Below are 13,300 nucleotides of genomic sequence, written 5' to 3'. Positions count from 1 at the left end.
TCTATTCATAAAAGTACACCCTTTTAACCCTTTGCGAAACATTAGTTAATATTTCGTAAGGTATGGTGCCAATTTGGGTTGCAAGGTCGTTAATGCGCTGCTGCTCGTTAAATATAATTACCTCGTCGCCTTCCTTTACATCGATGCCGGTAACATCAATCATACACATATCCATGGTTATGTTACCCACGGTGGGCGCCAAAACTCCTTTCACCAGCATTTTGCCAACGCCGTTGCCAAAGGCACGCAAATAGCCGTCGGCATAGCCAATCCGTACGGTAGCTATTTTGCCGTCTTTTGTCAGACTGCCACTACGGCTGTAGCTGAGGGTCTCTCCGGCTTTGATTTTTTTTACCTGCGCAACGCTGGTTTTTAAGGTGGCCACAGGCTGTAAGCCGGTGTCGGGGGTTTCCATACCGGTATCAATGCCGTATAAGCCAATTCCGAGGCGCACCATGTCATAATGCGCGCCGGGCCACCTGGTAATACCTGAGGTATTGCTGATGTGCTTGATCACCTTGTAGCCAAGGGTAAGCTCTATTTGTTTGTAAGCAGTTTCAAAATTACTGATCTGCTTTTTGGTAAACTTGTCGTGCTTTGCGGCTTCGCTGGCCACCAGGTGCGAAAACACCGACTGCACCCTGATGTACCGGTTAGCTTCCAGCAGGTCGCAAAGGGTTTCAATTTCAAAGTCCTCAAAGCCAAGGCGGTGCATACCGGTATCAATTTTAAGGTGAACAGGGTAGTTCAATACATTTTTTTCCTGTGCGTAGGTAATAAATTCGTCCAGTAACCCAAAGCTGTAAATAACAGGTTCCAGGTTAAATTCTATGAGCTTGTCAAATGCAGAGGCTTCAGGGTTAAAGATCATTACGGGCAGGCTGATGCCTGTGTTGCGCAGGGATACCCCTTCGTCTATGTAGGCAACAGCAAGGTAGTCAACCTTGTTGTACTGGAGGATATTGGCTACTTCAAAGGTGCCGCTGCCGTATGAAAATGCTTTTACAATGGCCATTACTTTTACACCCTGCTTTAACCGCGACCGGTAAAAATTAAGGTTGTTTAGTAACGCATTCAAGTTTATCTCCAATATGGTTTCATGTGCCTTTTGAACCAGCGCGCGGCTGATCCGTTCAAACTCAAAACTGCGCGAACCCTTTATCAGTATGGTTTCCCCCTTAAAATTTAAGGTGCGCAGGTGCTGCAGCATGGCCTGGGTATCCGGGTAAAAGAACTTTTCGGGCATGTCAAAGTAGTCCTGTCGGGCCATCAATGCTTCGCCCACGCCGATAAATTTGTCCACCTGTTTTATTTTTATCATATCGGCAACCTGCCTGTACAGCACGTCAGCCTGCAAGCCCGACTGGTAAATATCAGAAAGAATGAGTGTCTTTTTTTGATGTTGATTTTGCTGCGTTAAAAAGTTCAAGGCTATTTCCAGCGATTGGATGTCCGAATTGTAAGAGTCGTCAATAACGGAGCAATCATTGATACCGGTTTTTAGTTCCAGCCGCATGCTTACGGCGTTTAAACGTTCTATCCGGTCGTCAGCTTCGGCAGGGGCGTAGCCCAGGGCCAGCATGGTAGCCCAGCAAACAATAGCATTCTCTACCGATGCCTCATCCAAAAATGGGATCAGGCATTCAATTTCCGCGTCTTTATACCTTGCCCTTAAATAATAGTTTTTTGATACCACCGCCTCGCTGAACACGTACAGGTCGGCCTGTTTAAAATTGGTGCTCCAGGTAAAGCGGCTTTCAACCGGGATGTTATCCTGGAAACTGATCAGCTGGTCATAATTATGGATTAGCAAGCGGCAGTTTTTAAATAGCTTCAGCTTCTCCGTAATCTTCTGGTTGCGGTTCTCAAATCCTTCATCATGCGCAGGGCCAATGTGTGTTAAAATGCCAACAGTGGGCCTGATCACGGCTTCCAGCTTTTCTATTTCACCAACTGTAGAGATGCCTGCTTCAAAAATACCCAGGTCGTTTTTTTCGTTGATTTGCCAAACCGAAAGCGGCACTCCGATTTGCGAGTTATAGCTCTTGGGGTTACGTACCACATTTTTATCGGGCGACAGCAGTTGGTACAGCCACTCTTTTACAATGGTTTTGCCGTTGCTGCCGGTTATTCCTATTACTTCGAGGTTAAAACGGTTACGGTGATAAGCAGCCAGCGTTTGCAACGCGGCCAGTACATCGTCAACCATTAAAAAGTTTGATTCGGGCGCTTTAATGTCGGTTCCGTGTTTTACCACAAAATTGCGGACACCGCCTGCATAAGCTTCCGCAATAAACTCGTGGCCGTTGCGCCGGCCGCTCAGCGCAAAGAACAAACCGCCTGCAGGATTGCTGATCCTGCGGCTGTCGGTTAATAAGGTGCTGATATTGTAATCTTTAACAATATTCCCGCCGGCATTGATGATCTGCTGTATAGCTATTATGGTATATTGATTGCTGAGCATGGTACGAAATTGCTTATATTTCTGAAGATAGAAGAATTTTTAACGATTTTTGGTTTTAATGGATGGCCCGAAAACAAATAAAATAACGGACGAAAAGGCCGGCCTGGCCAAAGCCGAAAATTATTGCGCTTACCAGGACCGCTCACAGCAGGAGGTACGCGACAAGCTGTACGAGTGGGGGCTGTGGCAGGCTGCGGTAGAAAACATTATCAGTTTGCTGATTGGCGAAGGGTTTTTGAATGAAGAAAGGTTTGCAAAAGCCTATGCGCAGGGTAAGTTTAACCAGAAAGGGTGGGGGAAGATCAAAATAAAACAGGGCCTTAAATTAAAAAGAGTGCCTGATGTTTTAATAAAGAAGGCCTTGCTGACCATTGCTGATGACGACTATTTAAGGTGCCTGGAAAGGCTTTTGGAGAAAAAAGAAAAATCAATAACCGAAAAAGACCCATATAAACGCCAATATAAACTGCAGCAGTACGCTTTTAGCCGCGGATACGAACACGATCTGATTTTAGATGTTTTGAAAGCCAGCCACTTATAAATTAATTGAAAAAAAAGTAATTTTTATCTTGCAGAATATTCATTTCTGCCTATATTTGCACTCCGCAAAACAGGAAAGATGTTCAGCAAGTGAACAACGAGTTAAGCGGAGAAAAATAACCAATGCGAAAGTAGCTCAGTTGGTAGAGCACGACCTTGCCAAGGTCGGGGTCGCGAGTTCGAATCTCGTCTTTCGCTCAAATCCCTTTCACAAGAAGGGATTTATTGTTAAAAGGTTTAATCACCTGCTCAGATGGTGGAACTGGTAGACACGCAGGACTTAAAATCCTGTTCCCGTAAACGGAGTGCGGGTTCGATTCCCGCTCTGAGTACATCTAAGAATCGACACAAAGCCTGGTATGAAAATATCGGGCTTTGTTGTTTAGGGTTCGAGCCCCATCATTTACCTAACCGCATCTGTTGAAAATTATGGGCATTTTTTGTATGCTTCATATCAGTGCGGTGATAATGCCGACAAAAGGCTGAAGGTTTTGGTTAATTCAGATAATGAATTAACCATTGGCGTGAGTTTCATAAATCCCGTCTGAACTTATAATATTCTCAATTGCTACAGGAATAAACCAATACCACAAAATAAAATCCAATAAGTAATTCGCAGAAGGGTCTGCGGAGGTGATTTTGAGACTGGTATTTCCTGATCCCGTCTTCAGTCCATATGCAAGCACGTCCTGATCGCATTGGGTGATAGCGAATTCAGCAAGCGGATTGTTTCTGAAAACCAATTTGTAGGTTTCCCGGTAAAGATCAAGCCTCATTGCATCCGCATACCATTTTTCAGCGTACACCTTTCCTATATTGTTTCCTTTGTCATCGAGAATCCCGACGCTGGTTTTCCAGAATCCTGTTTGTAATAGCTGGTATTTTTCTCCGCCGATAACGATAATAGCTTTTCTTTTTATGGTTCCAGGTTCAATTGTCATTCGCCCAATTTCTGTTTGATTTACGGTAAAAAGGTATTGACCCGGCGTTGTGGTTTTCCACGTCTTTGTGTGTTCCATGATTTTTGTTTTTTTTGATAAAGTTGAAGCTTACTACAAAAACAAAATTGTACTAAAAAGACATTATCTGATTGCCCATATTATGCCTGCCCGATCAAGAATAGTAATAGACCTAAAAAAGCTGCGCGGGTTCAAAGCTGTAAGCTTTTTAAACTCCCTTATGAAATAAGATTGGTCATAATATTCATGGGCATAGGTAATTTCAGTCAAGCTTTTTAACTCATCTGAAAGAAGCTTTGTATTTATTGAACTTCTAAAGCGGGCAATGCGTTTATATTCGCTCGGTGTACGCCCAATATTCTTCAGAAATTGCCTTTGAAAAGTTTTAAGATTCATGTTTAGCAATCGGGATATTTCTGCTATAGTAGGCTTTGATGAGTGATCCTCAAGTAGATCCAGTGCCCTGGAAAGCCAATCATCACTCGGTTTAAATAGATTGGCGAGCAAGAATTCATCAAGGATATGAATGCGGTCAGCCGTTGCTGTTTTGGTAAAAAGAGTAATTGCAAGCTGAGTCCATTCTTCAAGATCAAGAGCCTGGGAAAATTCCTTTGTAAGATCTCCGGAATTTGCCCGGATGAAAGGATTGATCCCTAAAGGCTTAAATATAACTGCGATCTCTTCAAAACTACCCCGATAATGAACAAAGACAGGTTTTAGATATTTTCCTAAGATTTCTATGTTCACTGATCCGCCATTTTCCTGTGCCTCGATTTGGATCTCGTGGTCGCCTCTGATGATACGCACATCACGAAAAAAGGAAAGCCCTGTATATATATGAGGGAATGCGATATAGCTTATATTTTCAGGTCTTTGCGCTGCAAAAACATAGTAATGTTCTACATACTTTTGCAGTTCAATAGACGCCGGTTTAAAAATTTTAAGCAATTGCTCCAACTGTTGAAATTTTCGATAGTGACATACTAAGATAATAACTTTGTGGATACGGGAAATGAAGTTAAGAACGGTAAAATTAAATGATCGTTTGATATGGTACCATTCCTCGGCATTAATTATTGCACATTGATTTCCCATTTGCGGCGCATGAGCATTGTAAGTTAAATCAATATTTACATTGGATGTAAGGTTGTTCGAATTTACACCATGAAGGTCCTTATATTCGAGCTATCTTTTGCAAATCAGCTATAAACCAGTCCGACATCTGTACCACGATCAGCTACTTTGATTATCAAATAATCAGTTCAAAGGAACGAATGTTTTTAAAAACTATGCGGCCCTGCAATAAAGCTTTTTCCCATTCGTGGAAAATTTCCACTCAATTTTGATTTGTTAACCCAAGTGCATTAATGCCGGCTGTGGGAGGGATAATTTTGTGTCATTATTTTAAAAGCAAATTATTATGACAACAAAAATTTCTTATGCAATCGCATTTTTACTGGGTATGGGGATGGTTTTCCTGGGAGCCCGATTTTTTTTCTCGCCTGAAGTAGCAACAGCCGCCTTCGGCATCCGATTTAATGCAAACGGTGATTACTCCTTTCATCACATAAAAGGTATCAGGGATATATTTTCCGGCATCTTATTGTGCGCCCTGGTGTTAATGAGAGAACGCAGGGCTTTGGGCGTAATGCTATTCGTAGCGACAATCATTCCGGTTTCCGATATGATTACAGTCCTCAGCAAGAGTTACACCAGCGTACAGCAAGCAATACCACATATTGTAGCTACTATCATTTGTTCAGTGGTCGGCACCCTGTTACTGATCGATAAACCTTCAAAAAAAGCGACATTAAAACAACAGGAAATATTAAACTGATCAAATCAACATCATGGAACAATTAAGAATTTACACGCTTGCTGATAAAGAAACAGCAGCACACTATTTTACTGTGAACTGGTCTAAGCACAGGATAAACCTTCCCAGGTTTGGCTTCGAGGTTAAAGGCGTTTGGATTGGCAACACACCCGGCATAGCAAACCAGGTAATAGCCCTCATATCTTTTCCGGACAATGCTGACGTAGAGAGGATGACGGAGCGCTACCTGAAAAGCCCGGAATTTGCTAACGATACCGCAGGCTTTGACAGAAACAAAATCACCAACGTAGAAACCAAAATATTGAGGTCAGCAGGCTAATGATTTTGCTGCACAAGAATTTAATACACAACGTGTCTGCAGGTTGTGTATTTTTGGTTTAACCCAATTCAAATGATGATATGATCAACAGCTTATTGAACAGCATACAAAGGGTTATTACGCTAAGCCCTACAGAGACAGATACGGTGACATCTTTGTTTAAGGAAAAGACTTATAAAAAGGGCGAGTTTTTTTTAGAAGAAGGACGGATTTGCAAACACGTAGGATTTGTTGCCAAGGGCTTAATGCGGTTCTATATTAACCATGACGGTGAGGAAAAAATATATGATTTCTCCCAGGAAAATGAATTTGTATGTAACTATGAAAGTTTTCTTCCTCAGGCACCTTCGTCGAAAAATATTCAGGCTTTAGAGGATAGCATCGTTTTTGTTATTTCGCATGCTGACCTGCAAGTATTTTATGAGAAAGTTCGCGGAGGGGAGCGTTTTGGCAGGGTCGCCATTGAATCGGTCTTCCTAAAATTACTTCAGGATATCAGTGCTTTATATGCCGAAACACCTGAACTACGTTATGAGCGATTTTTAAAAAACCACGCCGATCTGCAGCAAAGGATCTCGCAGTACCATATTGCGTCGTTTGTCGGGGTAAAACCGCAGTCACTGAGCCGTATCCGCAAAAGAATTTTTACCCAGTTTTGATTAGTTAATCCGGGTGCTTTTCTGTTTTTTATCCCCGCCTGTCCAGGCATTTTGCCTGAATACACAAAATTTTAAGCGTCCCGCTTAAAATTAGAAACCGAGCTATTATTTCATATTTAGTGCGAACCAGAGCGGCGCTGAAATTTGTTAATTTTAAGCGGGACGTAGGGACGGGCGGATATGCTTTTCTATTTTTTATTCGCCGCTGCATATTCTTCTTCGCTTACAGGATTTAGCCATACCACATTTTTTTCTGCTTCATAATTGGTAATGGCGATATGGATCATTTCGTTGTCTGCAGATGCGCCGTGCCAGTGCATTATATTTTCAGGAATATTGATCACATCGCCTTTTTTGATGGACTGTGCTGCTTTTCCTTTTTCCTGGTACCAGCCCGCGCCCTGGGTTATGATTAGTACCTGTCCTTTAGGATGGGTGTGCCAGTTGGTTCTTGCGCCAGGCGAGAAGGTTACGCTGCCCATCGCGAAGTTGTTGTTGGAATCTTTTGCGAGTAGCGAGGTCAGGTATGCATCGCCTGTAAAGTATTCGTTAGTTAGTTTTTCTCCTTTTGGAAAAATCTCAGTGTTATTTGCTGTAGTCATAGTATGTTATTTCATATTGCTTTACAAGCGGTTAATGATAATCCTATAAAGATTAACAATATAGGAAGTGGTTTAGTTTCCTTTTGCTAATCAATTTTTCTGCCTGTCCAAGCATTTTGCCCGGACACACAAAGTTTTAAGCGGGCGCTTGAATTAAAAACCGGCAGCGATTATTTCATATTTGGTGCTAATCTGCATGCCTTTAAAAGTTATTAATTTAAGCGGGACTTAAAATTTTGGCATTCAGCGATACGCTTGAATGGGCGGGGGAGCGGATAGGGGACAGCGTGGAGATCCGGAAGGCTTGACCATATAATTCCGTGGGCTTTAAAACGTCGATTTGTGTAATCAGATTTTAAAATCATTATTTTAAGTCAATAAATTAGCCTGGTCAAAGTGTTTAGGAATCAATTTTTTGCATTCTCGGAATGAGGTGATTAGTGGCTGCGGAATATCCAATTGCCTGACGATGGTAGTTTTGCAAAAGTCGAATCTGCGTTAATGGTAATTTTTAACATTTTAATTATTACAAATCCAATAATGATCTATATCGGCAGATCACTCTTGTTAGGCTTATCATCTGCCAACAATATAGCCCTAATGCGGTCTATATGAACCTGCGACGATTCCGCCCGCTCCGCAGTCATGCGTGAAGTTGCCCCCTTTTGTTCTTTAGCTACCGTAGTGAGCAAGTTTTTTCTTTCTTCAAACATACGCAGGGCTATCCACATCGTTTCCTCAATTTTTTGAGTTTGGGCAGCGAGTAGTGACGCAGAGGTATAAGCATGGCCGGTATGACACCGATAACGTATAAAAGACCCTTTGTCCATCTTCCAGAGTACGCCCCCACAACCGGGACAGTTAAACGGAACTTGTTCACCCAGGGAATTGACCGCAGGCAGGTCACTCAGCACTCGTTCGGCAATCTTTGCTTCTCTTTGAATGTCATCTGGTATTGTTTTTTGCCTGCCCACTTTTCTTGCCATGAGTGTAGCCAAGATACCGCCCATCTCTGCTATTGGCACGCAATAATCTGCCTTCAACTGATTTAAGGTGTTTTTAGGCATATCGGGATATTGCGCTTCTTTGGGGTCTTGTACGATACAAATGCCGCCACATCTTTGAATGGCGATCATACCGGCAGTGCCATCATCAAGGTAGCCTGTAAGAATAATACCTATCACCCGGTTGCCGAAAGCGACCGCGGCAGAACGGAACAGCGGATCAATACCGGGACGAGAGCGGTTTTCAGCCGCCCCTTTGGTAACGTGCAGTTCGCCGTTTTTTTCGAGCAGGAGATGGTGATCTGACGGCGCAAGATACACCCGCCTGGCTTTAAACAATTCACCATGTATGGCATGTCCGCATTTTAATTTTCCATGTTTAGTTAAGGCATTTAATAACACGTCGCCGGTAGCATCCGGGGAAATGTGCATCACCACCAGCACAGGCGCAGGGAAATCTTCCGGTAATTGCTGGATTAAAGCGGACAGCGCATCCAGGCCACCCGCAGAAGTACCCACGACAACGACCTGGCCGGTTTTATAATTAAAATCTTTGATTTTTGCGATCTTCATTAATTGACCAACAGCAATTTCCCCAAAAAGTTACAACTACGCTACACTATTAATAAGGATGAATATTACCACCACATTAAATTTGGGGCAAATTGCCTAATCCCTAAAATCCCCCTGCCGACTTTTGATGACCAAATCAGATAGTTATGAAGAATACCGAAGCCCGCGGCAGCGGATCAGGAAGACATGAGTTTTATAAAGTTACTGCTTGATTATTGACGTTTCTTATCCATTATTTTATCAATTGGTCATTTCTTATTCTGTTGACCGAAATTATTGATAGTTAAGAACTTTAAATTGGGCGGCAAAAAATCCGCTGTCAAATAGTAATTGTACCTGCTATCTGATAACATAAATATAATCTTGATCCAATCAAGATTAGTTGCATCAAATACCTCTTTATCAAAAGCACACACAAAGTTTTAAGCAGGCGCTTGAATGGGCGGGACGATCACTAATAAGGTGTGGCTAAATTCAATTCCGTTTTATTTGATCGAATTGTTTCAGGTAGCTTTCACCAATTTGATAAGAAAATTTATTACAATCAAATACCAGCGTGTGATTTTCGCCGGTCTTTCCTTTCTTCATCCCCGACACTATTTGATTGAAATCTTTTGCCGCTTGTATCAGGAGTGCCGGTTTGGCGATCGGGAGGTTATGTGCCGGTAAAACACGCGTTGATTTAGCCGCCAGTTGAGCCATCTTGTTTATGCTTTTTTGATAGGCTTTCAGATCTGTTTCATCAGATGACAGTAATATGGGCCCCTCGTAAAAGCTGTCGCCACACCATAAATAACCCGCTTGTTTGTCGTAAAGGCAGATCGCATCCGGTGTATGTCCGGGAGTGGAAATCACTTGTAAATTTCTCCCGCCAAGCTTGATGATATAGCCGCTTTTAATGAACCGTGATACCTTAAAAGGTTTGATATAATAATGCGCGGTATCTTCATGCGGTAAACGGGTAAGACAAAACGAGGCCGGGCTAACTTCCCATTTTACATTGTTATGAGCATATCCATTGGCTGCGTTAATCCTGGTATAACTGGTGTTCATAGCAAGTACCTGGCTAAACTCATTGTTCCCGCCAATGTGATCCGGATGGGTGTGAGAATTAAGTACAACCACAGGAAGTTTAGTTAATTCCTTCACCACTATTGAAATGGTGTCAAGCCCCATGCCGGTATCAAACAATAAAGCTTTGTCTTTACCCAATATGAGGTAAGCAATAGTTTCTTCCCAATTATAAGGTTCATCTATGGCGTAAGTGTCGTTACCGATGTCATAAACCTTAAACCAGGGTTTGGAGGTTTTGATCTCTTTAAGTTTTTCAAGTCCCGGCCGCAGCGGCTTGCTGCACCAATTGTCAACCGGCGGCGTTGCCTGGCAATAAGTGCTAGAACTAATTGCCGAGAGCATAACTGTACCCAAAAAAATGAATGCAAAAATATGATAGGGGTTTCGGGTCTTCATCATTATAAAACTCCGCTTAAAGAAATTGCACCACCAATTGTTCCCATTCCGTTTCCAGCGGAAGTTGGGGGCGCGTTTGCCGTGCTTTATTGTACCAATAATCAGCGTTGTGGCTATCGCCTTCTTTGCGGTGCAGGTAGGCATGTACCCACGCCGACGCCTGGTCGTTCAGGTGATCTACCTGTGCATGTGCCTGGTGCCAATCACCCTTACCGTCGTACCAAAGGCTTTTTAACGGTGCAGAAAGGTCGGCGGCAGGCTGGTCTGAATTTAAGGATGCTTTAAACTCGGCTAAAGTTTTCATGGCGTATGGGTTTGGTCGAAAATAAACATTTAACGGCATTTTTAAAGGATGATTATAAAGCTTTACTATCCTGTCAGTCGCTTTGAGCCATCCGTTATCAGTATTAAACAAAATAGCCCGCCTGTTCATCAAGCGGGTTATATTGCGCCGGCACGCGGAGAGGTCAAAACCTGCATGCGGCGGAGCGTTTGTAGTTTTCGTTAATTGTTCGGGTCAAATTCCACTATCCATTCAATGCCGTATTTGTCTCTGAAACAACCAAAATAGGTACCCCATGGACTATCACCGATCGGCCCTTCAATTTGTCCTCCTACAGAAAGTCCGTTAAATAATTTATCTGCTTCCTGCTTGCTTTCCGCAGTTATCACAATTTTACTCCTGTTTTCGTTTTCGTTTGTTCTTCCCATAAATTCCGGGACATCATTTGCCATCAGTGAATTGCTTTTGCCGATAGGCAGGGCAATGTGCATGATCTTGTTTTCTTCTTTCTCCGCTACCTGGAACTCAGGGCCCGCAAGGTCTTTGAAACGGATGATTTTTGAAAACTCTCCGCCAAATACTGATTTGTAAAAGTTGAATGCTTCTTCGGCATTTCCGTTGAAGTTGATGTGTGGATTGATAAGTGCCATAATTTATTTTTTTAGATTGTTTAATGGTTTGTTCTGTTAAAATTTATTCCAAATATTTTAGGCGGAACTATTTGCCGGATAAAGTGGCCAGTACCTGATCAAGATTGATAAGCGTCATGGCCATTCCTATCTTAAAGCCATCCACCAATTTCTCCAGGCGCTCAAGTGATTCATTGTAAATACTGATATTTACCGTTGTTTTTCCGTTTGCTCCGCTGAAGGTGTAATCCCATTCAGAACCGGGTAATTCAGGGTTTTCATCTTTGTCAGCAAACGCATTGTACAGTTTAAAATTAGTTTTCGGTGTTATGGACGTGTATTCCTGGATTATCCAGCGCTCCAGTCCTTCGGGGCTTACCATAGCATAAAATCTTTTACCGCCCACCTCAAAATTCAGGTATTTTGTTTTGGATGTCCATGGTTTAGGTGCCACCCATTGGTCAAGAATTTCGGCTTTGGTAAATGCATCCCACACCAGTGCTGGTTCAGCGTTAAATTCCCTGGTCATAAATAAGGTTTTGGCTGCTTTGTCAACGGTAAAGTTGAATATCGGATCGTTTGTCATTTCTGCTGTTTTTTAAGTGTTGCTAATACGTCGTCGAGTTGGTTGAAACGGGTTTCCCAAATTTGGCGGAATTGCTCCAGCCATTTATCTACTTCTTTCATTTTATTAATTTCTAGTGAAAAATACACTTCACGGCCCCGGGGTTCCTGCTTTACCAATTCACATTCGGTAAGGATCCGCAGGTGCTTGGATACGGCCTGCCGGGTGGTGTTGAAATTTTCGGCAATCGCATTAGGTGTCATTGCCTGCAATGCAATCAGGGTGATAATAGCTCTCCTTGTGGGGTCCGCTATTGCCTGGAAAATATCTCGTCTCATTTGTTCTTTTGTTTTAATTAAGAAACCATTCAGTTGCAAATATATGTGCAACTATTCGGTTTCGCAAATATTTTTGAAAATATTTTTTGCCTGGCAAGAGGGGGGGCGTATGCGGATAAATTTAGGCGGCTATTATTTAGTAATTTTAAGCGCCTGAACGGCGGAAACGGCAGTTTTGTGATCGTCCAAATCAGATTCGCAGCCCTGTAGGATGTGTTTTGCTGATTAAATAGTATTAATTGCCGACAAACTTTAACAATTTTATGGTTTTACTGTTAAGCGTTAATTGCATTTTAGCAGATACATTTGACATACTATTTATATTAAATAAGCATACCGGTATTTTATGAAGATAAACAAGGGCATAAGGGGAATCAATGCGTTATTTGTTATGCAGCTATTTGTGATGGTGGCCTTTGCAGGGAACGTTTTCGGGCAGGTAAAAACAGAAGAGCAGCCCAAAACCCCCGAGCAAACCAAAACCACTACCCAGGTAAAGGTACAGGCCGCGCAGGTAAATAACTTTGTGCAGCGGTTTGATGATAAATTTTTGATCAACCTGGCTTTGAAGCGCGAGGACAGCGAAACAAAAACAATGCTGTTTTTATCAAATTCGCTCACTTATGTTGCCTACAGCGTACCCGCCGCGTTAATGGTTGGCGGGATAGTAAGGCACGATGGCGAGATGCGCCAGAACGCCTTGTATGTGGGCAGCAGCACAGCCATAACTTTCGGGGCTACCATGCTAATGAAAGCCATTTTTAAGCGCCGCCGCCCGTTTGTGCAGAATTTGAAGATCGTGGCGGTTTACAATGCGGGCAGCACCTCGTTCCCTTCAGGGCATACCTCCACCAGTTTTGCGGTGGCAACGGCGTTGTCAAGGGCGTACCCAAAATGGTATGTGATCGTTCCTTCGTATCTGTGGGCAGGGTCGGTGGGGTACTCGCGGATGTACCTTGGCGTGCATTACCCCAGCGACGTTTTTGGCGGGGCCGTACTGGGTACTACCACCTCGTGGTTATTAAAGCCGGCTTTTAAATAATTCCACGTTTTTTAAA

General features: G+C 42.8%; 15 protein-coding genes and 2 tRNA genes. 7 read left to right on the top strand and 10 right to left on the bottom strand.

Going from position 1 to position 13,300, the window contains the following annotated elements; translation table 11 throughout:
• Position 1: 1 nt before the first annotated feature.
• Positions 2-2,464: a bifunctional UDP-N-acetylmuramoyl-tripeptide:D-alanyl-D-alanine ligase/alanine racemase gene (locus MuYL_RS14420; protein WP_094571241.1), complete on the bottom strand. Its 2,463-nt coding sequence runs from the start codon at positions 2,462-2,464 to the stop codon at positions 2-4.
• Positions 2,465-2,522: 58 nt separating this feature from the next.
• On the opposite strand from MuYL_RS14420, the gene MuYL_RS14415 reads away from it, so the two are divergent.
• The 3 genes from MuYL_RS14415 to MuYL_RS14405 all read left to right on the top strand — a co-directional run bounded on the left by MuYL_RS14415 (position 2,523) and on the right by MuYL_RS14405 (position 3,336).
• Positions 2,523-3,005, top strand: coding sequence for a regulatory protein RecX (locus MuYL_RS14415; protein ID WP_094571240.1), 483 nt, complete (start codon positions 2,523-2,525; stop codon positions 3,003-3,005).
• Positions 3,006-3,129: 124 nt separating this feature from the next.
• Positions 3,130-3,202: transfer RNA gene (locus MuYL_RS14410), tRNA-Gly, on the top strand.
• Positions 3,203-3,251: 49 nt separating this feature from the next.
• A tRNA-Leu gene (locus tag MuYL_RS14405) sits at positions 3,252-3,336 on the top strand.
• A 180-nt stretch (positions 3,337-3,516) separates the two neighbouring features.
• On the opposite strand, the gene MuYL_RS14400 is transcribed toward MuYL_RS14405, so the two are convergent.
• On the bottom strand, positions 3,517-4,023 hold the full coding sequence (locus tag MuYL_RS14400) for a hypothetical protein (protein WP_094571239.1): 507 nt from the start codon (positions 4,021-4,023) through the stop codon (positions 3,517-3,519).
• A 63-nt stretch (positions 4,024-4,086) separates the two neighbouring features.
• Positions 4,087-4,920, bottom strand: coding sequence for a helix-turn-helix domain-containing protein (locus tag MuYL_RS14395; RefSeq protein WP_157740854.1), 834 nt, complete (start codon positions 4,918-4,920; stop codon positions 4,087-4,089).
• Positions 4,921-5,383: 463 nt separating this feature from the next.
• Here MuYL_RS14395 and MuYL_RS14390 point away from each other — a divergent pair, with 463 nt between their 5' ends.
• From MuYL_RS14390 to MuYL_RS14380, 3 genes are all read left to right on the top strand, one after another.
• Positions 5,384-5,800, top strand: coding sequence for a DUF4267 domain-containing protein (locus MuYL_RS14390; RefSeq protein ID WP_094571237.1), 417 nt, complete (start codon positions 5,384-5,386; stop codon positions 5,798-5,800).
• Positions 5,801-5,813: 13 nt separating this feature from the next.
• Positions 5,814-6,119 (top strand): NIPSNAP family protein, encoded by a 306-nt coding sequence (locus MuYL_RS14385; protein WP_094571236.1) that lies wholly within the window; start codon positions 5,814-5,816, stop codon positions 6,117-6,119.
• Positions 6,120-6,199: 80 nt separating this feature from the next.
• Positions 6,200-6,778 carry a Crp/Fnr family transcriptional regulator gene (locus tag MuYL_RS14380; protein ID WP_094571235.1) on the top strand — a complete coding sequence of 193 codons (579 nt, stop codon included), beginning with the start codon at positions 6,200-6,202 and terminating at the stop codon, positions 6,776-6,778.
• Between the two features lie 188 nt (positions 6,779-6,966).
• Here MuYL_RS14380 and MuYL_RS14375 read toward each other — a convergent pair whose 3' ends face one another.
• From MuYL_RS14375 to MuYL_RS14345, 7 genes are all read right to left on the bottom strand, one after another.
• The gene (locus MuYL_RS14375) at positions 6,967-7,380 is read right to left on the bottom strand and encodes a (R)-mandelonitrile lyase (protein WP_094571234.1); all 414 of its coding nucleotides are present in this window, start codon (positions 7,378-7,380) and stop codon (positions 6,967-6,969) included.
• A gap of 545 nt (positions 7,381-7,925) precedes the next feature.
• Positions 7,926-8,957 (bottom strand): chemotaxis protein CheB, encoded by a 1,032-nt coding sequence (locus MuYL_RS14370; protein WP_094571233.1) that lies wholly within the window; start codon positions 8,955-8,957, stop codon positions 7,926-7,928.
• A gap of 474 nt (positions 8,958-9,431) precedes the next feature.
• Positions 9,432-10,430, bottom strand: coding sequence for an MBL fold metallo-hydrolase (locus tag MuYL_RS14365; RefSeq protein ID WP_094571232.1), 999 nt, complete (start codon positions 10,428-10,430; stop codon positions 9,432-9,434).
• A 13-nt stretch (positions 10,431-10,443) separates the two neighbouring features.
• A complete protein-coding gene (locus tag MuYL_RS14360; RefSeq protein ID WP_094572951.1) occupies positions 10,444-10,731 on the bottom strand; it encodes a hypothetical protein in 288 nt (95 codons plus the stop codon).
• A gap of 200 nt (positions 10,732-10,931) precedes the next feature.
• Positions 10,932-11,360 (bottom strand): VOC family protein, encoded by a 429-nt coding sequence (locus MuYL_RS14355; protein ID WP_094571231.1) that lies wholly within the window; start codon positions 11,358-11,360, stop codon positions 10,932-10,934.
• 67 nt (positions 11,361-11,427) lie between these two features.
• Positions 11,428-11,925 (bottom strand): SRPBCC family protein, encoded by a 498-nt coding sequence (locus tag MuYL_RS14350; RefSeq protein WP_094571230.1) that lies wholly within the window; start codon positions 11,923-11,925, stop codon positions 11,428-11,430.
• Positions 11,922-12,242 carry an ArsR/SmtB family transcription factor gene (locus MuYL_RS14345; protein WP_094571229.1) on the bottom strand — a complete coding sequence of 107 codons (321 nt, stop codon included), beginning with the start codon at positions 12,240-12,242 and terminating at the stop codon, positions 11,922-11,924. Before MuYL_RS14345 ends, MuYL_RS14350 begins: the two co-directional genes overlap by 4 nt.
• Before the next feature lie 346 nt (positions 12,243-12,588).
• On the opposite strand from MuYL_RS14345, the gene MuYL_RS14340 reads away from it, so the two are divergent.
• Positions 12,589-13,284, top strand: coding sequence for a phosphatase PAP2 family protein (locus MuYL_RS14340; RefSeq protein ID WP_245845553.1), 696 nt, complete (start codon positions 12,589-12,591; stop codon positions 13,282-13,284).
• The last annotated feature ends 16 nt before the right edge of the window (positions 13,285-13,300 follow it).

The organism is Mucilaginibacter xinganensis, assembly GCF_002257585.1.
GTDB classification, from domain to species: Bacteria; Bacteroidota; Bacteroidia; order Sphingobacteriales; family Sphingobacteriaceae; genus Mucilaginibacter; species Mucilaginibacter xinganensis.
This window is presented reverse-complemented; position numbering and strand designations above follow the sequence as displayed.

Coding starts and splice junctions, on each gene's coding strand:
- MuYL_RS14420 (WP_094571241.1), bottom strand. CDS start 2,464: ATGCTCAGCAATCAATATACCATAATAGCTATACAGCAGATCATCAAT.
- MuYL_RS14415 (WP_094571240.1), top strand. CDS start 2,523: ATGGATGGCCCGAAAACAAATAAAATAACGGACGAAAAGGCCGGCCTG.
- MuYL_RS14400 (WP_094571239.1), bottom strand. CDS start 4,023: ATGGAACACACAAAGACGTGGAAAACCACAACGCCGGGTCAATACCTT.
- MuYL_RS14390 (WP_094571237.1), top strand. CDS start 5,384: ATGACAACAAAAATTTCTTATGCAATCGCATTTTTACTGGGTATGGGG.
- MuYL_RS14385 (WP_094571236.1), top strand. CDS start 5,814: ATGGAACAATTAAGAATTTACACGCTTGCTGATAAAGAAACAGCAGCA.
- MuYL_RS14380 (WP_094571235.1), top strand. CDS start 6,200: ATGATCAACAGCTTATTGAACAGCATACAAAGGGTTATTACGCTAAGC.
- MuYL_RS14375 (WP_094571234.1), bottom strand. CDS start 7,380: ATGACTACAGCAAATAACACTGAGATTTTTCCAAAAGGAGAAAAACTA.
- MuYL_RS14370 (WP_094571233.1), bottom strand. CDS start 8,957: ATGAAGATCGCAAAAATCAAAGATTTTAATTATAAAACCGGCCAGGTC.
- MuYL_RS14365 (WP_094571232.1), bottom strand. CDS start 10,430: ATGATGAAGACCCGAAACCCCTATCATATTTTTGCATTCATTTTTTTG.
- MuYL_RS14360 (WP_094572951.1), bottom strand. CDS start 10,731: ATGAAAACTTTAGCCGAGTTTAAAGCATCCTTAAATTCAGACCAGCCT.
- MuYL_RS14355 (WP_094571231.1), bottom strand. CDS start 11,360: ATGGCACTTATCAATCCACACATCAACTTCAACGGAAATGCCGAAGAA.
- MuYL_RS14350 (WP_094571230.1), bottom strand. CDS start 11,925: ATGACAAACGATCCGATATTCAACTTTACCGTTGACAAAGCAGCCAAA.
- MuYL_RS14345 (WP_094571229.1), bottom strand. CDS start 12,242: ATGAGACGAGATATTTTCCAGGCAATAGCGGACCCCACAAGGAGAGCT.
- MuYL_RS14340 (WP_245845553.1), top strand. CDS start 12,589: ATGAAGATAAACAAGGGCATAAGGGGAATCAATGCGTTATTTGTTATG.